The 21,289-nt window shown below is 68.5% G+C and carries 24 protein-coding genes; 4 read left to right on the forward strand and 20 right to left on the reverse strand.

Going from position 1 to position 21,289, the window contains the following annotated elements; genetic code table 11:
• Window positions 1-535: MCP four helix bundle domain-containing protein (locus ABGI63_RS19965; protein WP_349744189.1), on the reverse strand; the 535-nt coding region annotated here is incomplete at its 3' end.
• Between the two features lie 211 nt (window positions 536-746).
• On the opposite strand from ABGI63_RS19965, the gene edd reads away from it, so the two are divergent.
• Entirely contained in the window at window positions 747-2,567 is a 1,821-nt protein-coding gene (gene edd / locus ABGI63_RS19970) for a phosphogluconate dehydratase (protein ID WP_349744190.1), read from the forward strand.
• Window positions 2,568-2,578: 11 nt separating this feature from the next.
• Window positions 2,579-3,205 (forward strand): bifunctional 4-hydroxy-2-oxoglutarate aldolase/2-dehydro-3-deoxy-phosphogluconate aldolase, encoded by a 627-nt coding sequence (eda, locus tag ABGI63_RS19975; RefSeq protein ID WP_432767445.1) that lies wholly within the window; start codon window positions 2,579-2,581, stop codon window positions 3,203-3,205.
• Here eda and ABGI63_RS19980 read toward each other — a convergent pair.
• Both ABGI63_RS19980 and ABGI63_RS19985 read right to left on the reverse strand, forming a co-directional pair.
• A complete protein-coding gene (locus ABGI63_RS19980; RefSeq protein WP_349744193.1) occupies window positions 3,194-3,736 on the reverse strand; it encodes a PaaI family thioesterase in 543 nt (180 codons plus the stop codon). The two genes, eda and ABGI63_RS19980, sit on opposite strands and share 12 nt — an antisense overlap.
• A 72-nt stretch (window positions 3,737-3,808) precedes the next feature.
• Complete coding sequence (locus ABGI63_RS19985) at window positions 3,809-5,419, reverse strand: methyl-accepting chemotaxis protein (RefSeq protein ID WP_349744194.1); 1,611 nt, start codon at window positions 5,417-5,419, stop codon at window positions 3,809-3,811.
• A gap of 137 nt (window positions 5,420-5,556) precedes the next feature.
• Here ABGI63_RS19985 and ABGI63_RS19990 point away from each other — a divergent pair, with 137 nt between their 5' ends.
• The gene (locus ABGI63_RS19990) at window positions 5,557-6,186 is read left to right on the forward strand and encodes a CatA-like O-acetyltransferase (protein WP_349744195.1); all 630 of its coding nucleotides are present in this window, start codon (window positions 5,557-5,559) and stop codon (window positions 6,184-6,186) included.
• A gap of 3 nt (window positions 6,187-6,189) precedes the next feature.
• On the opposite strand, the gene xth is transcribed toward ABGI63_RS19990, so the two are convergent.
• The 7 genes from xth to ABGI63_RS20025 all read right to left on the reverse strand — a co-directional run bounded on the left by xth (window position 6,190) and on the right by ABGI63_RS20025 (window position 12,217).
• Window positions 6,190-6,957, reverse strand: a complete 768-nt coding sequence (gene xth / locus ABGI63_RS19995; protein WP_349744196.1) for an exodeoxyribonuclease III — start codon at window positions 6,955-6,957, stop codon at window positions 6,190-6,192.
• A 391-nt stretch (window positions 6,958-7,348) separates the two neighbouring features.
• On the reverse strand, window positions 7,349-7,717 hold the full coding sequence (locus tag ABGI63_RS20000) for a DUF1428 domain-containing protein (RefSeq protein ID WP_349744197.1): 369 nt from the start codon (window positions 7,715-7,717) through the stop codon (window positions 7,349-7,351).
• A gap of 117 nt (window positions 7,718-7,834) precedes the next feature.
• Entirely contained in the window at window positions 7,835-8,560 is a 726-nt protein-coding gene (locus ABGI63_RS20005; RefSeq protein WP_349744199.1) for a hypothetical protein, read from the reverse strand.
• Between the two features lie 207 nt (window positions 8,561-8,767).
• Window positions 8,768-9,457 carry an anaerobic ribonucleoside-triphosphate reductase activating protein gene (locus tag ABGI63_RS20010; protein WP_349744201.1) on the reverse strand — a complete coding sequence of 230 codons (690 nt, stop codon included), beginning with the start codon at window positions 9,455-9,457 and terminating at the stop codon, window positions 8,768-8,770.
• Window positions 9,454-9,639 carry an anaerobic ribonucleoside-triphosphate reductase gene (nrdD, locus tag ABGI63_RS20015; RefSeq protein ID WP_266008722.1) on the reverse strand — a complete coding sequence of 62 codons (186 nt, stop codon included), beginning with the start codon at window positions 9,637-9,639 and terminating at the stop codon, window positions 9,454-9,456. Before nrdD ends, ABGI63_RS20010 begins: the two co-directional genes overlap by 4 nt.
• Window positions 9,636-11,696: a ribonucleoside triphosphate reductase gene (locus ABGI63_RS20020; RefSeq protein ID WP_349744203.1), complete on the reverse strand. Its 2,061-nt coding sequence runs from the start codon at window positions 11,694-11,696 to the stop codon at window positions 9,636-9,638. Before ABGI63_RS20020 ends, nrdD begins: the two co-directional genes overlap by 4 nt.
• A gap of 113 nt (window positions 11,697-11,809) precedes the next feature.
• A complete protein-coding gene (locus tag ABGI63_RS20025; RefSeq protein ID WP_349744204.1) occupies window positions 11,810-12,217 on the reverse strand; it encodes a ribonucleotide reductase subunit alpha in 408 nt (135 codons plus the stop codon).
• Window positions 12,218-12,317: 100 nt separating this feature from the next.
• On the opposite strand from ABGI63_RS20025, the gene ABGI63_RS20030 reads away from it, so the two are divergent.
• Window positions 12,318-12,761, forward strand: coding sequence for a putative zinc-binding protein (locus ABGI63_RS20030; protein ID WP_266008717.1), 444 nt, complete (start codon window positions 12,318-12,320; stop codon window positions 12,759-12,761).
• On the opposite strand, the gene ABGI63_RS20035 is transcribed toward ABGI63_RS20030, so the two are convergent.
• The 10 genes from ABGI63_RS20035 to ubiU form a co-directional block, all read right to left on the reverse strand.
• Entirely contained in the window at window positions 12,721-13,113 is a 393-nt protein-coding gene (locus tag ABGI63_RS20035) for a SirB2 family protein (RefSeq protein WP_349744205.1), read from the reverse strand. The two genes, ABGI63_RS20030 and ABGI63_RS20035, sit on opposite strands and share 41 nt — an antisense overlap.
• 10 nt (window positions 13,114-13,123) lie before the next feature.
• Window positions 13,124-14,323: an NnrS family protein gene (locus ABGI63_RS20040; RefSeq protein ID WP_262973610.1), complete on the reverse strand. Its 1,200-nt coding sequence runs from the start codon at window positions 14,321-14,323 to the stop codon at window positions 13,124-13,126.
• Entirely contained in the window at window positions 14,323-15,429 is a 1,107-nt protein-coding gene (locus tag ABGI63_RS20045; protein ID WP_349744207.1) for a DUF8744 domain-containing protein, read from the reverse strand. The genes ABGI63_RS20040 and ABGI63_RS20045 overlap by 1 nt, the downstream gene beginning before the upstream one ends.
• Complete coding sequence (locus tag ABGI63_RS20050) at window positions 15,426-15,755, reverse strand: metal-sulfur cluster assembly factor (RefSeq protein WP_349744208.1); 330 nt, start codon at window positions 15,753-15,755, stop codon at window positions 15,426-15,428. Before ABGI63_RS20050 ends, ABGI63_RS20045 begins: the two co-directional genes overlap by 4 nt.
• The gene (locus ABGI63_RS20055; RefSeq protein ID WP_349744209.1) at window positions 15,752-16,216 is read right to left on the reverse strand and encodes an Rrf2 family transcriptional regulator; all 465 of its coding nucleotides are present in this window, start codon (window positions 16,214-16,216) and stop codon (window positions 15,752-15,754) included. Before ABGI63_RS20055 ends, ABGI63_RS20050 begins: the two co-directional genes overlap by 4 nt.
• Before the next feature lie 9 nt (window positions 16,217-16,225).
• Window positions 16,226-18,490 (reverse strand): nitric-oxide reductase large subunit, encoded by a 2,265-nt coding sequence (locus ABGI63_RS20060; RefSeq protein ID WP_349744210.1) that lies wholly within the window; start codon window positions 18,488-18,490, stop codon window positions 16,226-16,228.
• 37 nt (window positions 18,491-18,527) lie between these two features.
• Window positions 18,528-18,803 carry a DUF2249 domain-containing protein gene (locus tag ABGI63_RS20065; RefSeq protein WP_262973486.1) on the reverse strand — a complete coding sequence of 92 codons (276 nt, stop codon included), beginning with the start codon at window positions 18,801-18,803 and terminating at the stop codon, window positions 18,528-18,530.
• 104 nt (window positions 18,804-18,907) lie between these two features.
• Window positions 18,908-19,324, reverse strand: coding sequence for a ubiquinone anaerobic biosynthesis accessory factor UbiT (gene ubiT / locus ABGI63_RS20070; protein WP_262973485.1), 417 nt, complete (start codon window positions 19,322-19,324; stop codon window positions 18,908-18,910).
• Window positions 19,321-20,253, reverse strand: a complete 933-nt coding sequence (locus ABGI63_RS20075; RefSeq protein ID WP_349744211.1) for a U32 family peptidase — start codon at window positions 20,251-20,253, stop codon at window positions 19,321-19,323. Before ABGI63_RS20075 ends, ubiT begins: the two co-directional genes overlap by 4 nt.
• Window positions 20,254-20,255: 2 nt before the next feature.
• Window positions 20,256-21,269 (reverse strand): ubiquinone anaerobic biosynthesis protein UbiU, encoded by a 1,014-nt coding sequence (gene ubiU / locus ABGI63_RS20080; RefSeq protein ID WP_349744212.1) that lies wholly within the window; start codon window positions 21,267-21,269, stop codon window positions 20,256-20,258.
• Window positions 21,270-21,289: the final 20 nt, after the last annotated feature.

Below are 21,289 nucleotides of genomic sequence, written 5' to 3' on the forward strand. Positions count from 1 at the left end.
TGGCCACGTCCAGCTGCACGGCCACCAGCGCGTTGAGCTGATCGCTGAGCGGGTCGATCAGCTGGTAGAGCTGCTGGCCGGCCAGGCGGGCGAGGGCGCGCTCGTCGCCGGCCGCCAGCGCGGCCAGCAGTGCACTGCGCAGGCCCTCGGCCTCGGCCAGCAAGGGCGTGATGCGGGCCACCAGGGCCTTCTCCTCGGGCACCAGATAGGTCTGGCTGTAAGCGCTCCACTGCCGGCGTATCAGTTCGCCGGCCGCCTCGATCTGACGCGCCGCGGCGGCCGCGCCAAGCTGGCCCAGCCGCACCTTGTGCGTGCTGTCGACCACGGTGACGGCATAGGCATCGGCCACCGCCTTGATCTGCTGCAGCGGCACGACCCGGTCGTCGTAGACCGTGCGCAGCGATTCGTTGGAGCGGGCCAGCATCGTCATGCCCGCCAGCGCGAGCCCCGACATCAGCAGGCACAGCACGGCGGTCAGCAGGGTCAGGCGGGCGCGCACGCTGGGGATGCGCGCAAACAAGGCGTCGAGCAGCATGGTCTTCACTCCCTGAGTGGGCGTCCGAAGCCCGGGCCTGCATCTGAGGCAGGCTTGGTTCCGGCGGGCGCTCGCCGACTATATCGATCGCCGGTGACGGCGGCTAGCGCCCGCTGGCCGCGTCTTGTTCCCCTGATGTAACCTGCAGCCGGCCCGGATCTTGTAATATGGTTACCAATATTCAACCTGCCGAGTTACATCGGCCGACGGCATGAACAACACCCTCAAAGCAGTCACGGCACGCATCCGCGAACGCAGTGCCGCCACGCGCGGCCGCTATCTCGATGGCCTGGACAAACTGGCGGGCCGCAAGCGGGGCATCGAGCGCATGGGTTGCGCCAATGTCGCCCATGCGGTGGCCGCGATGCCGGCCAATGACAAGCTGCGCATCGTCGCCGAGAAAGCGCCGCACCTGGGCGTGGTGACCGCCTACAACGATATGTTGTCGGCCCACCAGCCCTACGAGGTCTATCCGGCCCTGATACGCGAGGCCGCCCATGCGCTGGGCGCCACGGTGCAGGTGGCCGGCGGCGTGCCGGCCATGTGCGACGGCGTCACCCAGGGCCTGCCCGGCATGGAGCTGAGCCTGTTCTCGCGCGACAGCATCGCGATGTCGACCGCGATAGCGCTGTCCCACGATGTCTTCGATGCCGCCCTGCTGCTGGGCATCTGCGACAAGATCGTGCCGGGCCTGCTGATCGGTGCCCTGCATTTCGGCCATCTGCCCTGCGTCTTCGTGCCGGCCGGGCCGATGAGCTCGGGCCTGTCGAACAATGACAAGGCCAAGGTGCGCGAGCAGTTCGCCCAGGGCAAGGTCGGCCGCGACGAACTCCTGAAGGCCGAGTCCGCCGCCTATCACGGCGCCGGCACCTGCACCTTCTACGGCACGGCCAATAGCAACCAGATGCTGCTGGAGGCCATGGGCCTGCACGTGCCCGGCGCGGCCTTTGTCCATCCGCACGACGAGCTGCGCGAGGCCCTGACCCGCGAGGCGGTGCGCAGCGCGCTGAGCATCACCGCCAAGCAGCGCTACACGCCGATCGGCAAGCTGGTCGATGAGCGCTGCATCGTCAATGCGATGGCGGCCCTGCTGGCCACCGGCGGTTCGACCAACCACCTGATCCACTGGGTGGCCGTGGCCCGCTCGGCCGGCATCCTGATCGACTGGAGCGACTTCTCCGAGCTCTCTGGCGTGGTGCCGCTGCTGTCGCGTGTCTACCCGAACGGTGCGGCCGATGTGAACCAGTTCCAGGCGGCCGGCGGCCCCGGCTTTGTGATCCGCGAGCTGCTCGATGCCGGGCTGATGCACGAGGACGTGCTGAGCGTGGCCGGCGAGTCGCTGCGCCCCTATGCCAAAGTGCCGACGCTGGCCGCCGAGGGGGCCCAGGTGGTCTGGCATGCGCTGCCGCCGGACAGCGGCGACGAGTCGGTGGTGCGCCGCGCCGCCGCGCCCTTCAGCGCCACCGGCGGCCTGAAGCTGCTGCAGGGCAATCTGGGCCGCTCGGTGATCAAGGTGTCGGCCGTTCCCGAGGACCGCCACATCGTCGAGGCGCCGGCGCGCATCTTCAATGACCAGGATTCGATGCTGGCCGCCTTCAAGGCCGGCGAGCTGGAGCGCGATGTCGTCGTGGTCGTGCGCTTCCAGGGGCCGCAGGCCAATGGCATGCCCGAGCTGCACAAGCTGACCCCGCCGCTGGCCGTGCTGCAGGGCAAGGGCTTCAAGGTGGCCCTGGTCACCGACGGCCGCATGAGCGGCGCCTCCGGCAAGATCCCGGCGGCCATCCATGTCTCGCCCGAGGCCCTGGCCGGCGGGCCGCTGGGCAAGCTGCGCGACGGCGATCTGGTGCGGCTGGACGCCGTCAGCGGCGAGCTGCTGGCCCTGGTGCCCGATGCCGAATGGGCGGCCCGCGAGCAGGCCGCGATCACGCCCGAGCAGCGCGACGACAACGGCCACGGCCTGGGCCGCGAGTTGTTTGCCGGCATGCGCCGCAATGTCTTGAGCGCCGAAGAGGGCGCTGTCACCTGGTTGTGAAGAATCCAATGATGAACACCGATACCCTCAGCCTGGCCAGCCACGGCCCCGTCATTCCCGTCATCGTGATCCAGCGTCTGCAGGACGCGGTGCCGCTGGCCGAGGCCCTGGTGGCCGGCGGCGTCAAGGTGCTGGAGGTGACGCTGCGCACCCCGGTGGCCTTGCAGGCGATGGAGGCGATGGCGCGCGCCGTGCCCCAGGCCATCGTCGGCGCCGGCACGCTGCGCACCGTGGCCGATGTCAAGGCCGCCCGCGACGCCGGCTGCCAGTTCGGCGTCAGCCCCGGCTACACCGACGCGATCGGTGCCGCCTGCCGCGAGCAGGGCCTGCCGCTGCTGCCGGGTGTGTCGACCGCCAGCGAGGTGATGCAGGCCAATGCGGCCGGCTACGGCTTTCTGAAGCTGTTCCCGGCCGTGGCCGTGGGCGGCGTCAATCTGCTGAAGGCGCTGGCCGGGCCTTTTCCCGATGTGGCGTTCTGCCCCACCGGCGGCATCTCGCTGGCGACCGCGCCGCAGTTCCTGAGCCTGTCCAACGTCAAGGTCTGCGGCGGCTCCTGGCTGACCCCGCAGGACGCGGTCGACGCCGGCGACTGGGCCCGCATCACCCGGCTGGCTGCCGAGACCCACTCACTGCGGTAGATCGAAGACCAGGCAGGTCGTGCTCGCATGGGCATAGAGCTTGCCGTCGTGGCCGACCAGGCGCGCTTCCGAGGTCGCGACCTGGCGACCGCTGTGGGTCACCGTGCCGATCGCGCGCACCAGCGGCACTTTCTCGCTCAGCGCGCGCACCAGGTTCACCTTGAACTCCAGCGTGGTGTAGCCGCGCCCCGGTTCCATCTTGGTGTGGACCGCGCAGCCCAGTGCCGAGTCGAGCAGGGTGGCGAACCAGCCGCCGTGCACCGAGCCCAGCGGGTTGTAATGGCGCAGCAGCGGCCGGCCCTGGAACACCGCCTCGCCGTCGGCCACCGAGATCAGCGTGAAGTCCAGGGTCTTGGCGATATGCGGCGGCGGCAGCTCGCCGTCCAGCATGGCCTGCATCACCTGCAGACCGGTGCGGCCCTTGATTTGATCGGGCCGCGCCAGCCCCGGCTCGGCCAGCCGTGCACGCACGGCCGCCTCCTCATCGATCCATTGCTGCAAGAGCGCCTCGGGGCTGTTCTGATGATGCATTGCCGACTCCGTTGATGATGTCGGCGATTATTGCGAGTGTGGGCCTTCCTTGCTGGCGTGTGGGTCGTTCTCTCAGGCCGCTCGGGCCTTCGCCTCGCGCCGCAGTGCCACCGCATCGGGCAGGGCGCCGGCGGATCCGCGGTCCAGCCTGAAGACCTGCAGCGCGGCTGCCACCTCGCCGGCCTGCTCCTGCAACTGGCTGCCGGCACGGGCCAGCTGCTCCACCAGGCTGGCGTTCTGCTGGGTGATGCCGTCCAGGTGCTGGACCGCCTCATGGATCTGCGAGATGCCCATCAGCTGCTCGCGGGCGCCGTTGTCGATGCCGCCGATCAGCTGGGTGAAGTGCTCGACCGAGGCCAGGGTCTCGTCGATGCTCTCGCGGGCCTGGCGGGTCTGGCGCTCGCCGGCCTCGACCTTGGTCGAGGAGTCGTCGATCAACTGCTTGATTTCGCGCGCCGCCGTGCTGCTGCGCTGGGCCAGCGCGCGCACCTCGGAGGCCACCACCGCGAAGCCGCGGCCATGCTCGCCGGCCCGGGCCGACTCGACGGCGGCATTGAGGGCCAGGATATTGGTCTGGAAGGCGATGCTGTCGATCACCTGGATGATCTCGCCGATGCGCTTGGACGAGCTCGAGATCCCGCCCATGGTGTCGGTGACCGAGTGCACCACGCCGGCACTGCGGCGCGACACCTGGCTCAGCTGCTGGGCCACACCGCTGGCCTGCTGGGCCGCGTCGGAGCTGTGGCGCACGGTGGCGGTGATCTGCTCCATGCTGGCGGCCGTCTGCTCCAGGCTGGCCGCCTGCGACTCGGTGCGCTGGGCCAGGTCCTGGTTGCCCTGCGCGATCTCGGCGCTGACCACGCGCATCTGCTCCAGCTCGCGGCGGGTGTCCGACACCAGGGCCCGCATATTGACGGCCAGCTGGCGCAGCGCGCCCTCCAGGCCGGCTACCTGGGCGTGCCGGCCCGGTTCCAGGGTCTGGCTCAGGTCACCGGCGGCCAGGCGGTTCGCATAGCCGGTCGCGTGGTCCAGCGCGGCGCGGCCCTGGGCGTTGGCCAGCGCGGCGGCGGCGATGGCCGCCAGGCCCAGCAGCGGGAGGGCTACCGCCAGTCCCAGGTTCTGGCCCAAAACCAGCCCCAGACCGCCGACCAGCGCGTAGCCGCCGGCCCAGCGCAGCGCGGGCGCGAAGCGGCCGAGGCCGCGCAGCCGGCCGGCCAGGTCTTGCCGCAAGACCTGGCCCCGCTGCAGCACATGCAGCAGGGCCCCGGCCTGCTTTTCCGCCCGCATCGTCGCGTACAGGGCCTCGGCGGCGGCGATCTGCGCGCGGCTGGCCTCGGAGCGCACCGACATGTAAGCGACCGGCTGATCGCCTTCCAACAGCGGTGTGACATTGGCCTGCACCCAGTAAAAGTCACCGTTCTTGCGGCGGTTCTTCACCAGGCCCGACCAGGGCAGACCGGCGCCTATCGTGGTCCACATATCGCGGAAGGCCTCCTCGGGCATGTCGGGGTGGCGTATCAGGTTGTGGGGCTGGCCCAGCAGTTCGGCCCGGTCGTAGCCGCTGACCGCGACAAAGGCGGTATTGCAATGCAGGATGCGGCCCTTCAGGTCGGTGGTGGACACCAGGCTTTGCCCGCTCGGGAAGGGATATTCACGCGAGGTGACGGGAAGGTTGTTACGCATCAAAAACTCTCCAAGGCCGCGCCCGCACAATGGACGACCCGACAAGAATGTCAGGGTTATTACGGTCTCGACTTGATGCAGCTCAAGGCGCGGCGGGCTTGCAGCGCCTCTATCGCCAGTGCCGGTACGATGTCACGATGCCCAGCCATCTTGATCTTGACAACTGGCCGCGTCGTGCGGCATTCGCGCACTTCGCCGGCCTGAGCCAGCCTTTTTTCAGCCTGTGTGGCCGCGTCGATGTCAGCGCCCTGCAGGCCCGGGTCGCTCAGCACAGTGGCGCGACCCTGTTCCTCGCCTATCACCATGCGGCCTTGCGCGCGGCCAATGAGGTCGAGGCCTTTCGCTACCGCCTCGACGAGGGCCGGGTGAGGGTGCATGAGCAGGTCGACGGCAGCACCACGGTGCTGCGCGAGGACGAGAGCATCGCGTTCGCGACCCTGCCTTACGAGCATGACTTCGGGCGCTTCGTGGAGCGCGCGCTGCCGCTGCTGGCCATCGCCAAGGCGGGCGGCGCCGGCCCGCTGGAAGACGCCGATTCGCAGGCGATGATCCATATGACCACCATCCCCTGGCTGGCCTTCACGAGTTTCAGCCACGCGCGCGGGCCGGCGGCGCTGGACTCGGTGCCCAAGCTGGCCTTTGGCAAGTTCAGCGAGGAGGGCGGTCGGCTTTGGATGCCGGTGGCGGTGGAGGTGCACCACGCGCTGATGGACGGCCTGCATGTGGGCCGTTTCTATGAGGCCATGCAGCGGGCGCTGACGCCCTGACGATCAGGCCTCGATCTCGACGATCACCGGCGCATGGTCGCTGGGGCGTTCGTTCTTGCGCATCTGCCGGTCGATCACGCATGACTTGACCCCGGCCCGCAGTGCCTCGCTGACCAGGATGTGGTCGATGCGCAGGCCCTGGTTCTTGCGGAAGGCAAGGTTGCGGTAGTCCCACCAGCTGTAGCTCTTGGGCGCCTGCTCGAACAGGCGGTAGCTGTCGACCAGGCCCAGTTCCAGCAAGGCCTGGAAGTGGGCACGCTCCTGCGGCGAGCAGTGGGTCTGGCCGACAAAGGCGGCCGGATCGTAGCAATCGCGGTCCTCGGGGGCGATGTTGAAGTCGCCCATCAGCACCAGCTTCGGGTGAGCCCGCAGCTCGCCGGCCAGCCAGCCCCGCAAGGCCTCCAGCCAGGCCATCTTGTAGACGAATTTGTCGCTGTCCAGCGCCTGACCGTTCGGGAAATAGCCGCCGATCACGCGCACGCCGGCCACCGTGCCGGCGATCAGCCGGGCCTGCTCGTCGGCATAGCCGACGATGTTCTTGACCACGTCCTGGGCCGGCTCGCGGCTCAGCAGTGCCACGCCGTTATAGGTCTTCTGCCCGAACCACTGCACCTGGTAGCCGGCCGCGCCGATCTCCAAGGTCGGGAACTTGTCGTCGGTCAGCTTGGTTTCCTGCAGCACCAGCGCATCGACCGGGTTGGCGGTCAGCCAGTCCAGCAGCTGCGGCAGGCGCACGGCCAGGGAGTTGACGTTCCATGTTGCGAATTTCATAGGGGCCGTAACTTATTGATTTAACAAGACAATATTTCTCTTGTTCTGTGTCGGGCCCCCAGAGAGGGCCGCAATTGAAAAAGCTGCAGGGGGATCGTTCGCCCGTCCTGGACCCATTTTTGTCGATACGCAACTGAATGCGGGCGAAGAACCACAGGGTTTCGCAGGTGCCTTGCAACGCCTGAGGTCATTGCGCAGGATTCTCGCTGAAAGCGAAGGTGGCCCCAGGGAGGCGCCGCCTATGACTTCAGCTAGAGGTGCGCAGCATTGGCTGCAGCACGGAGCAGGCGTCCTGCGCGATGTCCCGGAGCCACCGCCTGTGGGTCGAGGGTCTGCGCCAGACGCCCGCAGTGACGCGCGGCACGCCCAGGGGCGGCGTCGCCCCAGCCGCTCAGGCCTTCACTTCGACCACCTGCGCGAAGCCGCCGAAGATCATGCGTTTGCCGTCGAAGGGCATGGGCGGATTGCCAGGTGTGGACGGATCCATGCGCGGGTCCTCCATCATCTTCTTCATGCCTACGTCGCGTGTGGCCTTGTCAGGCCATTCGACCCACGAAAAGGCCACCGTCTCATCGGCCGTGGCCTGGACTGCGCGGCGGAAGTCGGTGACCTTGCCGTCAGGGACGTCGTCACCCCAAGCTTCGATCACACGGATTGCACCGAGCTCGATGAACATCGAGTCGAAATGGCGCGCGTGCTCGATGAACTTCTGCTTGTTGACAGTGGGGACCGCGATAACGAAACCATCGATGTATGACATGTCTTCACTCCTGTTAGGTGGACTGGCCGGCGCGCCCGCCTGAGGGCACCTCGTCTCCCATCGACGAACGACGAGAGGCTACATCGACAAAGCGTACACGGCAGGAGGACATCCTCGCTACTGCGGCGATGAAGCCGGCGGTTGCGGCGGCGCCGCTTCTTCAACCGGCGGCGGCGCGACCGGAGGCGCTACCGGCACGGGTGGCGGCAGCACGAGTGGTGGTGCCTGCACCGTGGGCAGCGGCTGAACGGGCGCCAGTGCGATGGGTGGCGGCAGACCCGGCATCACTTGCAGGGTTTCGGCCGGTTCCTTGGTCGTTTTTGGCGCTGGCGTGGCTACCGGCTTGATGGAGGCGACCGGCGCGAGATGGCTGGTGCCTCGGCCGGCCGCCGATGCGATGGGTGACGAAGGCGCGTCGAGCGGAAGACTCGGTGCGGCGGCAGTGGATGGCGCGGTCGCGACGGGCGTGGGGTCCTGAACAGGCGCAGGCGCCTGTGCGGTGGCCGGTGCCGTCGTCGTGATGGGAGAAGAACCGGCCAGTTGTTTCACCTCCGCCAGTGCGAAATCCAAGTGCTCGCGCATGCCTTGAGGGTCACTCATGGTGGCCACAGCGAGGGCACCTCCCGTTGTGCCCACGGCGGCGAACAGGATCCACGCGCTGGCATGGCTGCGCTGAATGAAACGGGGCGAGGTGTTGGGCTGCGAGGCCGGCCGAGTGGCGCCGCCTTCATCGCCTGACGAGGAGAACTCGTCGGCGTTCATGGGGATGTCGAGACGATGGCCGGCTGGCATGTGATCCCACCAACCTTCGGCATGGAGATTGTTTGTGAACATCATGGTCATGTCGTACTCATGGCTGGTTGCGATGAGCAAAGTTTCTGCCTTTGCGCCAAGGCGCAGCGTAAGGCGGTGCATGACAAGCAAGTAGGACAAAGTGCCGACGCGCTGTTGTGCGGTAACGCGATGTAAACGCGCGGCGATCTCGGCAAGGCCGGGCTCGCGGAGATCGAACAGTTCTCCGAGCCGGCCCGGTAGCGCGTTTGTGCCGTTCTAGCGTTGGCAGAAGCTCTCGAACAATGCGCTGATGTCGCTGACCTCCGCGGATGTCAGTGAAGCGGCTGCCATTCCATTGATGTTCGCGCGCTGCACTGCCCAATGGCGAACGCCGAGCGCTGCCAGTTTGCGGGCCAGCAGCAGCAGCTCGTGCTGAGGATACAGACTCGGGTGCCAAGTGGTGCGGCACTCATGGGCTACGCCGCTGCTCAGAACCAGGCGCAGCGCCGTCTGGACTTTGGCGCTGCTGCCGGGCACGCCGCTGATCGCATCGATCCTGTCCAGCGGCGCCTTGATGTCGAGGCCCAGCCAGTCGATCAGCGGCAGCACGGCGGCCAGCCGCTCGGGGTAGATGCCGGCGCTGTGCAGGCCGATCGCGAAGCCGAGGGAACGAACCTCGGCGATGGCTGCAGGCAGGGCGGCCTGCAAGGTCGGTTCGCCGCCCGAGAAAACCACACCGTCGAGCAGGCCCCGGCGGCGCTGCAGAAAAGCCAGCACGGCCCCCCATGATTGCACCGTCGGCGCATCGGCAGGCAGCAGACCCGGGTTATGGCAATAGCTGCAACGCCAGGGGCAGCCCTGGAGAAACACAACCGCCGCGAGCCGGCCGGGAAAGTCGATCGTGGTCAGCGGCGTCAGGCCGCCGACCCGCAAGGTGGCGGCGGCTGTGCTCAGGTGGAGGCTCACGCGGCCCGGCGCAGACCGGGCTCGGCGAAGAAGCGGCGCTCCTGGTGCTCGCCCTGCTTGCCGGTGTTGAAACTCGAGACCGGCCGGTGGTAGCCCATCACGCGCGTCCAGACTTCGCAGGGTTGGCGCTCATCGTCGCGCAGCGCGATGGCTGTTTCGGTCATCGGGACAGGGTGGATCATTGCAGAGTCTCCTTGGTGGTTGAACAGGGGATGGAATCGTTGGCTGCGGCCCGGCGGCGCTTCTGTTCGAGCCGCTCTTCATCGCAAGCGGGGCAGAAAGGGTGTTCTCCGGCCAGATAACCATGGCTCGGGCAGATCGAGAAGGTCGGCGTGACCGTGATGTAGGGCAGGCGGAAGCGGCTCAGCGCGCGCCGCACCAGCTCGCGGCACGCAGCGCCACTCGAGACGCGCTCACCCATATAGAGATGCAGCACGGTGCCGCCGGTGTACTTGGCCTGCAGCGCCTCCTGGCGTTCCAGCGCCTCGAAGGGGTCGTCGGTGAAGCCGACCGGCAGCTGCGAGGAGTTGGTGTAGTAGGGACGGTCTGCGCTGCCGGCCTGCAGGATCTCGGGCCAGCGTTTGCGGTCCTCGCGGGCGAAGCGGTAGGTCGTGCCCTCGGCCGGCGTCGCCTCCAGGTTGTAGAGGTGGCCGGTTTCTTCCTGGAACTCGACGATGCGGGCGCGCACATGGTCGAGCAGGCGCAGCGCCAGCGCATGGCCGCGCGCGTCGGTGATGTCGTAGTCGTCGGCGCTGAAGTTGCGGATCATCTCGTTGAGGCCGTTGACGCCCAGGGTCGAGAAATGGTTGCGCAAGGTGCCCAGATAGCGCTTGCTGTAGGGAAACAGGCCCTGGTCCATCAGGCGCTGGATCAGCTCGCGCTTGAGTTCCAGGCTCTGCCTGCCGAACTCAAGAAGCCGATCCAGCGCAGCCAGCAGGCCGGCCTCGTCGCCGCAGTGCAGATGGCCCAGGCGCGCACAATTGATCGTGACCACACCGATGCTGCCGGTCTGTTCGGCGCTGCCGAACAGACCGTTGCCGCGCTTGAGCAGCTCGCGCAGGTCCAGCTGCAGCCGGCAGCACATCGAGCGCACCATATTCGGCTCCAGCTCCGAGTTCACGAAGTTCTGGAAGTAGGGCAGGCCGTACTTGGCCGTCATCTCGAACAGTGCGGCGGCGTTTTCTGACTCCCAGGGGAAATCGGGTGTGATGTTGTAGGTCGGGATTGGGAAAGTGAAGACCCGGCCTTTGGCATCGCCGGCCGTCATCACGTCGATGTAAGTGCGGTTGATCATGTCCATCTCGAGCTGCAGATCGCCGTAGGAAAACGGCATCTCCCGGCCGGCAATCACCGGCACCTGCTCGCGCAGGTCCGCTGGGCAGGTCCAGTCGAAGGTCAGGTTGGTGAAGGGCGTCTGCGTGCCCCAGCGCGAGGGCACGTTGAGGTTGTAGACCAGCTCCTGGATGCACTGGCGCACCTCGGCGTAGCTCATGCGATCGGCACGCACAAAGGGCGCCATATAGGTATCGAAGGAAGAGAAGGCCTGCGCACCGGCCCACTCGTTCTGCAAGGTGCCGAGGAAATTGACGATCTGGCCGACCGCCGAGCTCATGTGTTTGGGGGGGCCGGCCTCGACCTTGCCCGGCACGCCGTTCAGGCCTTCGTGCAAGAGCGTGCGCAGCGACCAGCCGGCGCAGTAGCCGCTGAGCATGTCGAGATCGTGGATGTGCAGGTCGCCGTCTCGATGGGCCTGGCCGATCTCGGGTGCATAGACATGCGAGAGCCAGTAGTTGGCCGTCATCTTGCCGGACACATTGAGGATCAGGCCGCCCAGCGAATAGCCCTGGTTGGCATTGGCGTTGACGCGCCAGTCGTCGCGATTCAGGTACTCGTTGATCGAGCGCTCGACATCCACCAGGGTCTTGCGATCCTCACGCAGCCGCGCGTGCTGCTCGCGGTAGACGATGTAGGCGCGCGCGGTCTTCAGATGATTGGACGCGATCAAGGTCTGCTCGACGATGTCCTGGATCTGCTCGACGCCGGGTGCCTGACCGTGGAAGCGGTGCGCCAGCACCTTCAGCACGCTGGCGCACAACAAGGCCTGTTCGTCGGCGCCGTACTCGCCGCTGGCAATGCCGGCGCGTTGCAGTGCCAGCGCGATCTTCTGGGCGTCGAAGGCCGCGTGGCGCCCATCACGCTTGAGAACCTGGGCGGGAAGGCTGGCATGGATGTTTGACATGGATGGTTCTGAACACTAGATATGGTGTGCAGCCTATCCTTCAAACACTAAATGTGGATTTGCGCTGACGCAAACTCCCGACTCGACCTGGCGCCGCAGGCGCCACGGCGGGGTCAGCCGAAACTCAGCGGGCGGCCTTCGACGTCCAGTGCCAGCAACCCCTCAAGCTGGCCGCTGCGGATGCGCTCGACCATGGTGCGCAGCGCCTGCTCGATGCGGGCCTCGGTCGCCGGCTTGCCGCCCTGGCCGGACAGGGCGGCGATGAAGACGACCTGCCAGGGTGGCCCGGCCTTGGCGGACTCGGCACGCAAGGCCTCGAAGCTGCCGAGCTCTGCAGGCGACTTGTCCACGCAGACCCGTGGTGAGAGCGTGCCGCCCTGGCCGCTGGCAAAACGCTCACGCTGCTCAGGACTGGGGTCCTCGGGCAGTTCGGCCGTCGTGAAGACGAAGAGCAGTCGCTGGGGCTCGGCCTGGAGGGTGGCGCCGCGCAGGAGCAGCTCGAAGGGTGTGTCGCTTGTCATGGGCGCAAGCGTCGCGCCTGTCGCGTCCAGAGGGTTTGCTCTGGATCAAGACAGCATCGCGGATTCGCTGCGCCAATATCAAAAACTGCGGAAGGTTTGGATGACAAGCAGCACACCCGTCCCCGCCAGGCGCCCACTGCCCCTGGTGTATTCCTGCTCGGGCTGCTCCAGTGCGGCCCAGCTGGCCAACTATCTGGCTCTGCGCCTGGACCGCGAGGGCGAAGCCGAGATGTCCTGCATTTCCGGTGTCGGCGGCAATGTGCGCAGCTTGGTGCGCCGTGCCCGCGACGCGGCTGCCGAGGGCAGGCCCATCATTGCCATTGATGGCTGCGCGCTGGCCTGCGCCAAGCAGTGTCTGGCCGAGCGCAGTGTCGCGCCGACCTGGCATCTGCTGCTGGCATCGTCGGGCGTCGCCAAGCGCTATCACGCCGATTTCGACACTGCACAGGCGGAGCAGATCTATCCGGTGCTGGTCGAGCAGGTGCAGGCGCTGCGTGACGCGCCTATCCCAGGTAGATCCACCAGCCCAGCGGGTTCTTGCTGATCGCCACCGAGGCGATCCAGCCGACGGTTGCCAGCGCTGCGAGCCAGGCGGCCGCGCGCAGCGCCAGTGGCCGGCCGGGTTTCAGCGCCAGCATGCCCAGCGCGATATAGAGCAGCAGGCCGAGGAGCTTGGCCAGCAGCCAGGGCGCCTCGAGCGGCGATAGCCGCAGCATCCAGGCCAGCGCGAGCGCCGACAGCAGCAGCACCGAGTCGACCAGATGGGGCAAGGTCCTGGCCGGCCGGCTGCCGACCCAGGCAGCGCCCAGCAAGGACCCGAGGCCGCGCGCGAAGAAGCCGCTGACCGAGAGCAGCACGGCGCCCTGGTGCAGGGTCTTGATCGTCAGATAGTCCATGGCCGGATTCTCAGCCCGGCCGGCCATCGAGGCGGGCGCGCGTCAGGATCGGCCAGTAGCGCAGCGCGTAGAGAGCGAAGCCGGCCGACCACAGCGCGGCCGACAGCAGCACCGCGTGGACGGTCTGCGCCGGCGCTAGCAGCGGCCAGCCGACGCGCACCACGGCGGCGGCCGCGACCAGCGCGTAGCTCGCCACATCGCCCCGGCTGGCCCGCAGCAGCCGGCCGGTGTGGCCCAGCGCGGTGCGCGTCATCATGCCGATGACCAGCCCGCCGATGGCGCCCAGGGTCAGCGCGTGGGTCGCCAGCGTCGGGGCCAGCAGGCCCAGCGCCGCCAGGCCGCGCAGCAGCAGGTGCAGCGGGATCCACAGATAGGCCAGATGCAGCACCCAGACCAGCGGCGTGCGCAGCGTCTTCAGCGGCTGCCACAGCAGCCAGCGCGCCAGATGGGCGGCCGAGCAGACGCCGGCCAGCAGGGCCAGCGGCAGGCCGCCCAGCCCCAGCCCATCGCCGGCCAGCAGCGCCAGCGTGCCGCCCAGCGCGGCCTGTTCCAGCCAGGGCCGGCGCGTCGCATTGGCGCCGGGCACGCCGTTGTTGGTGAACATCGGGATCACGCGGCCGGCCATCACCGCCATGATGAAGAGCACGACATCGAGCCCCAGCTGGATGCCGACCCAGCCGGGCAGCTGCAGCAGGCCCAGCTGGCTCAGGTGCACGCCGGCCTGGGCCAGAGTCAGCAGCGCCAGCAGGCCGATGAAGAAGTAGTTGCGGTGGTTGCGGGCGGCGATGAAGGGCAGGGCCAGCGCGATCGTGGCCAGCAGCGGGAAGGCGATATTGACCAGGGCTGCCGCCCAGCCCCAGGGCGTCAGCACCAGCACGCGGCCGGCCAGCCACAGCCCCGCCAGTGCGGCCAGCGCGGCACCGGTGGGTGTCGGGCGATTGCTCCAGTTGCGGCCGGCGGTGAACAGAAAGCCCACCAGCACGGCCAGGGTGAAACCGAACAGCATCTCGTGCGCATGCCATAGCGGCCCCTGCAGATAGGCCTGCGATCCCAGCAGGCCGGCGAACTGCAGCGCCCACAGCGCGATCGACAGCGCGGCGAAGCCGCTGGCCAGCAGGTAGAAGGGGCGGAAGCCGAGCTGCCAGAGCGCGAAGGCCGGTGCAGCCGCCGGGCGTGGGGGTTCCTCGATCTTGATGAATGACGCAGCCATCATGGCAACTTTCTTGCGCCGGTGGCGCCATGGCGGCGGCGCCACGCGAACGCGGCGCCGATCAGGGTCAGGGCAAACAGTGCGAGGGCGCCGGCATTCAGGCCGGCTCCCCAGGCACGCAGCGAGTCGTTCACGAAGCCACCGCCCAGCCGCAGCAGCAGGGACAGATGCAGAAGCGCCAGCGGCAGGTAGAAGGCCGGTCCGAACTGCAGCTTGATGCGGGCCACGGCCGGCAGGATCACCGGCGCATGGCCCATCATCATGCTGACGATGAAACCCAGCCCCAGCGCATGCAGGGCGGTGTCGCGGGCCGTGTGAAAGCCCAGCGCCGTGGCGGCCCAGGCCAGGCCGGCCAGCGCCAGCCAGACATAGCCGCCGAGCAGGCAGACCGCCATATAGCGGCTCAGGCCCTGGGCGAAGACCGTGCGGCGGGCGATGTCGAACAACAGCAGCCACAGGGCCAGCATCGCCAGGGCGGCGCCATAGAGCAGCGCTGACAGCGCCGCGCCCAGCAGCAGGGCGGCGAGGACCAGATACAGCGAGGCCTCGGCGCCGGGCCGGCGGCGCATCAGCCGCGTCATCTCCAGGCGCTCGGCCGCGATGGTCAGCACCAGGAAGGCGAACCAGCAGCGCAGCACGGCGTCGGCCGCGATGCCGGCCGCAAACAAGGCATTGCCGGCCAGCCAGGCCAGCGCGCCGAGCAGCAGCAGCGCGGTGTGCGCGGCCGGTTGGCGCCGCACGACGACGAGGTTGACCGCGACGAAGGCCAGCGCCGCCAGCGCAGCCAGCCCCGCAGCGGCGGCGCCGTAGCCCAGCAGCCAGCACAGGCCGGCCAGGCCGGACATGAACGGCCCGATGAAGGCGGCGCGGTGGCGCAGCGCCACCGCCCGCTCGATCGCGATCACGGTCCCCAGGAAACCGCCGCTCATCAGCGCCGCGTGCTCGAGGCCGGCGTGGCTCAGCCAGAGGGCATCGCTCAGCGGCAGGCCGGCGCGCAGCAGGCCCCCGCCCACGCCGCCCAGCAGCGACAACGCCATCAGGGCCAGCAGCAGCGGCCGCGCCAGCCGGGCGGATGCCGCAGGATGGAGCGCGCGGCGCGGTCTCACCAGCGCATGAAGCGCTTGGCCCGTTCGCTCATGCGATCGGTACTCCATGGCGGCTCCCAGACCAGTTCGACCTCGATGGCCAGCGCGGCCGGCACCACCCGGTCCAGCTCGGCCTCGACCTCGTCGATGATGACGTCGGCCACCGGGCAGGCCGCCGAGGTCATTGTCAGACGCACATGGACCTTGTCGGCGCCGACCTCGACGCCGTAGATCAGGCCCACATCGACGATGCTCATCGCCACCTCCGGGTCGACCACGCGGCTCAGCGCGTCGATGAGGGGCTGGCGCAGATCCTCCGGGCCGCTGTAGGGGAAGGGCGTGTTCATGACGACGGACGCGCGGTGCGCGCGGCGGGCTCGATGAACAGCATCCGCGCCAGGGCCTGGCGGTTGTGCACCAGGTCGGCCAGCGTGTAGCGGTCCAGCACCTTGTAGAAGGCATCGACCGCCTCGCCCATCACGTCGCGCAGCTTGCAGATCGGCGTGATGGCGCAATGCCCGCCCTCGGCGCTGAAACACTCGGCGGGCAAGGCCGCGCCCTCGGTCAGGCGCACGACGGCGCCGACGCCGATCAGCTCGGGCGCCAGCCCCAGCTCCAGCCCGCCGCCCTTGCCGCGCACATTGGCCAGCCAGCCGGTCTTGCCGAGAAAATGCACGACCTTGGTCAGGTGGTTCTCGGAGATCGCGAAGCTGGCGGCGATCTCGGCAATGGTGGCGCGCCGGCCCGGCCGGGCGGCCAGGAAGATCAGCACGCGCAGGGCGTAGTCGGTGAAGCTGGTGAGTTTCATGGCGGACGGTCAGTTCAGGCTCGGTGCGGCACGGTGCACCGGCTCGGGGGGCGGCCGGCGCAGCAAGCGCATGGCATAGGCCGCCAGCATAAGCGCGCCGGCCGCAAACACGAGGTCACCCGGCACGCGCAGCCAGACCAGGGCCTCCATCACCGGCGAGTGGATGATCTCCGGCGAGCGGGCGTACCACAGGCCGCGGCTGACGCTGGCCCAGGCCTGGTAGATGCCGGCCGGCAGCAGCGACAGGAAGACCATCATCGCCAGCCCGAGGTTCAGGCCCCAGAAGGCGGGCTTGAGCAGGTGGTCGGCATGCAGATGGCGCGCATACAGGCCGCGCAGGCAGAACAGCATCAGGCCGATGCCCAGCATGCCGTAGACGCCGAACAGCGCCGCATGGCCGTGGGCCGCCGTCATGTTCAGCCCCTGCACGTAGTACAGCGAGGCGGGCGGGTTGATCGCGAAGCCCAGCACGCCGGCGCCGACGGTGTTCCAGAAACCGACCGCGACGAAGCACAGGATCGGCCATTTGTAGGCGGCCAGCCAGGGCATGGACTTCGAGCGGCGCCAGGTCTGCAGCGCCTCCAGCCCGATCAGGGTCAGCGGCACGACTTCCAGCGCCGAGAACACCGCGCCGACGGCGATCACCGAGGTCGGTGTGCCGGTGAAGTAGAGATGGTGCAGGGTGCCGAGGATGCCGCCGAACAGGAACACGATGGTCTCGGCAATGATGGCGCGGTTGGCGCTGGCCGAGCGCACCAGGCCCAGCTTGGTGAAGATCAGCGCGACCACGGCGGTGGCGAAGACCTCGAAGAAGCCCTCCACCCACAGATGCACCAGCCACCAGCGCCAGTACTCGACCATCGAGTAATGGGTGTGCTGGCCCCAGGTCAGCGACGAGGCATAGAAGCCGCCGATGCAGGTGGCCGACAGGAAGACCATCGCGATCAGGCCGCGGGTCTCGGAGGGCCTGGTCAGCGCCGGCCACAGCGCGCGGCCGAGCAGCACGACCCAGAACAGCAGGCCGGCGAACAGCAGCAGCTGCCAGACGCGGCCCATGCTAGTGAACTCCAGGCCCTGATTGCCGAGCCAGAAGCTGAAGTCGACGCCGCGGTGCTGCAGGGTGCCCAGCCAGCCGGTGACGGTGGAGCCGACGACGACGAAGATCAGCGCCCAGAACAGCAGGTCGACGCCGAGCTTCTGCCACTTCGGCTCGCGGCCCGACAGCAGCGGCGCGATGTAGAGGCCGGTGGCCAGCCAGGCGGTGGCGATCCAGAAGATGCCGACCTGGGTGTGGACGGTGCGGCTGACCACATAGGGCAGCAGCTCGGCCAAGGGCAGGCCGAAGAAGCTCTGGCCCTCGACCGCGTAGTGCGCGGTGATGACGCCCATCGCGATCTGCAGCAGCATCAGGCCGACGACCGCGAAGAAATACTTGCGGGTGGCCTTCATCGAGGGTGTTGCCACCGCACCCAGCAGCGGATCGGCGCTGGGCGGCTCGGCCTCGGGCTCATGCTTGTTGCTGCCGTGCAGCCACAGCATCGCGGCGATGCCGGCCAGCAGCAGCACGATGCTGACCATGGACCAGATCGCGGCCGAGGTCGACAAGGTGTTGCCGACCAGCGGCTCGTGCGGCCAGTTGCTGGTGTAGGAAAGCCCGGTCTCGCCGGGCCGGTCCGTCACGGCGGCCCAGGAAGCCCAGAAGAAGAAGGCGGTCAGCGCCTGGCGATCGCTGGCCTCGGGCAGGGCGCCGGCCGTCATCGCATACTGCTCGCGCAAGGTGTCGAGTGAGGCGTCGCTGCCGAACAAGGCCTCGTAGTGGGCCGCCACCTCGCGGATGGCCTGGGCCCGCTCGACCGAGACGGTGAGCTTGCCGCTCTCCGCGTCATAGCTGTTGTGGCGCATCTCCTGCTGCAGCGTCGCCTGGATCGCCCCCTGGTCGGCCACGCTCAGGGTCGCGACGGCGCGGTGCTGCTGGCTGCGGATCGCCCGCAGGGCCAGGGCTTCGCGGTGCAGCCAGTCGGCCGACCAGTCGGGCGCCACATAGCTGCCATGGCCCCAGACGGTGCCCAGCTGCTGGCCACCGGCCGCCAGCCAGGCTTGCTGGCCGCGCTGGATCTGCGCGCCGGTGAACAGCACATCGCCCTCGGTGCTGACGACGCTTTTCGGAATCGGCGGCGCCGTCAGATAGATCTGCCAGCCGAGGTAGCCGAGCGCCCCGAACGACAGCACGAAGATAAGGCCCAGCCAGCGCCAGAGCCTGTGGTTGGTGTTCATCGCAAGTTCCTGCGGATAGAAGAGGGGAGCCGTGGGCTCAGGCCTGGCCGCCGCAGCTGCCGCAGCAGGGGCTGTGCGTCGGTGCGTTCTTGGTGATCGCGACGCGCCAGACCTCGGGGCCGCTCTCCAGATAGTCCCAGCGGAAACCGTTGGGAAGCTCGGCCTGGAACTGGTAGTACAGCGGCTTCGGGTCATGGTCGTTGACCAGCTCCATCGCCTGGCCGGCCGGCAGCTGGGCGAAGGTCGAGAAGATCAGCGGGTGGCGTTCGCGCGGGATGATGTGGCGAACGTCGATCAGTGTGGGGTGGCTCATCAGGGCTCCGTGGTGGCTGGTTTCTATAAGGTGTGCAAATTGTGCACCTTTAAAAACAAGCTGTCACCCGCGCCGATTTGATCTGGCGCAACAGGCCGGCTGGTTCACGCCCACAGCGGCCCGATCGCGTCCAGCGTGTTCTTCAGCACCAGGCCCAGTTCGGTGTCGCCCTCCATCACCAGCGCGCGTTCGAAGAACAGACGGTCGGCGTCGTCGCTGCCGCGCAGCAGCCGCCAATAGCTCGGGGCGGCGGCGGCAATGCGCAGCGCCACTGCGGCGCCTGGCGGTGCGGGTCGGAAGCCGCGCTCGTCGAGCAGCAAAGGCAGCGACAGGCCGAGGTCGATGACATCGATGCGTACGGCCCGGCGCGACAAGGTCGCGCGTGCATCGGCGGGCAGCCGCGGCAACAGCCAGCGGTTCAGCGCCAGCGCCAGCGCCTGGGTCGGTGGCTGCATCGGCAAGCGGCTCAGCACCGGCTTCAAGCGGCCCGTCATCTCGGGGGACAGCAGCAGGCTGATCATGGTTTGACACTCCAGTCCATGCCGGGCCGACCACGGGCGAATCCGTTGGCCAGGCCACCGGGCAGCGCCCGATCCTGCAGGCCTTGCAGCGCCGGGCCGGCCGGCTCGCCGCCATTCATCACGGCCTCGAAGGCCGCGATCACCTCAGCGAAGCGCTGCGAGCTCGGCGACAGACGCAGCCGTGACACGCCGGCCGCCCGCAGGATCTCACGCTCGCCGAGCAGGCATTGCTGCGCCGCCGACTGGGTCTGAATGCCGTTCAGCACCAGAAAGGGCGCGCCGTCACTGGTCGACAGCAGCAGGCCGTCGCCGTCGTCGCGGCAGCGGAACTCGCACTGGTCCTTGCTGAGCCGGTGGTGGCGGGCTGTGAAGCAGCGCGCCGAGAAGGCCAGCGGCATGCGGCCGTAGGCGAACACCTCGCAGGGCAGGTCCTGCTGCCCGCCATTGACGGCCTGGATCGCGTCCAGCGCCAGCTCGACCGGCGCGACCCAGCGCACGGCGCCCAGGCGCCGATACTCGTCCAGCGCCGCGCAGCTGTAGACATTGATGTGCGGGCCCAGCACGAAGCGGGCGCCGAGGCCGTCGAGCATGTTCAGTGCCGAGGCGTCGCCGGCCTCGACCAGGAAATCGCCTTGCTCGGCGATGCGGCGCAGCAGGCGCAGATCGGCCTCGGAGGCGATCAGCGCCTGGGTCGCCAGCACCACCTCCTTGCCGGCGCTGCGCAGGTCCTGCGCCAACGCCAGCCAGTCGGCCAGCTTGATCTCGTGGCGGCGCTCGCAGACCACCTCGCCGAGCACGACGCTGTCGGCCGCCGACTCGGCCACCTCGGCATAGAAATGCAGCAAGGCCTCGCGCGGCCAGTAGTACAGCACCGGGCCGATGCTCAGCGCCATCCGGTCCTGGGGGCGGAGGGGGTCAGGGTTTGTCATCGTCATCGCCATGGTCGGTCGTAGGCTCCCAGCGTGTGTTGTTGGCCCTCGGCCAGATGGCCCAGCGCGGCGGTCCAGGCCGGCTCGACGCGGTAGCGGTCCGGCGCTGCGGCGGCCGCGTCGATGGCCTGGCGCCAGACCCGCGTGACCTGCTCGACATAGGCCGGGCTGCGCTGGCGGCCCTCGATCTTGACGGCCCGCACGCCAAGGCGCATCAGCTCGGGCAGCAGGGCCAGCGTGTTCAGGCTGGTCGGCTCCTCGATCGCGTAGTCGCGCCGGCCCTTGACCTCGAAGCGGCCCTTGCACAGCGTCGGGTAGCCGCGCGGCTCATCCGGGCCGTAGCGGTCGATCAGCAGCCCGCCCAGCCGCGCCTCGACGCCGTCGGCCGCGTCCTGCCAGCGCACATGGGAAGGCGGCGAGCAGACGCCGGCATTGTTGGGCGACTGGCCGGTCACATACGAGGACAGCGCGCAGCGTCCCTCGACCATCACGCACAGGCTGCCGAAGCCGAACACCTCGATGTCCACCGCGGTGTGGCGCAACACCTGGCCGACCTGGGACAGGGTCAGCACGCGCGGCAGCACCGCGCGCTGGATGCCGTAGTGGCGGTGGTAGAAGTCGATCGCCTCGTGGCTGCTGGCCGAGGCCTGCACCGACAGATGCAGGCGCAGCTGCGGATGGGTCTTGCAGGCATAGGCCATCACCGCGATATCGCCGACGATCAGCGCGTCGGCGCCCAGCTCGACCGCGGCATCGACGGCGCGGTACCAGGTCGCGACATCGTCGGCGCGCGCATAGGTGTTCAGCGCCATCAGCACCTGGCGGCCGCGCTGGTGCGCATAGGCCACGCCCTCGCGCAGCTGCTGGTCGTCGAAGTTCAGTCCTGCGAAGTTGCGCGCATTGGTGGCATTGCGCAGGCCGAGGTAGACGGCGTCGGCGCCGGCATCAATGGCCAGCTTCAGCGCCCGCAGCGAGCCGGCGGGGCAGACAAGTTCGGGGATGGTGGTCGCGCTCATCGCAGCGGGGTTCCTTGCTT

The organism is Roseateles cavernae, from assembly GCF_040187885.1.
GTDB classification, from domain to species: domain Bacteria; phylum Pseudomonadota; class Gammaproteobacteria; order Burkholderiales; family Burkholderiaceae_C; genus Roseateles_E; species Roseateles_E cavernae.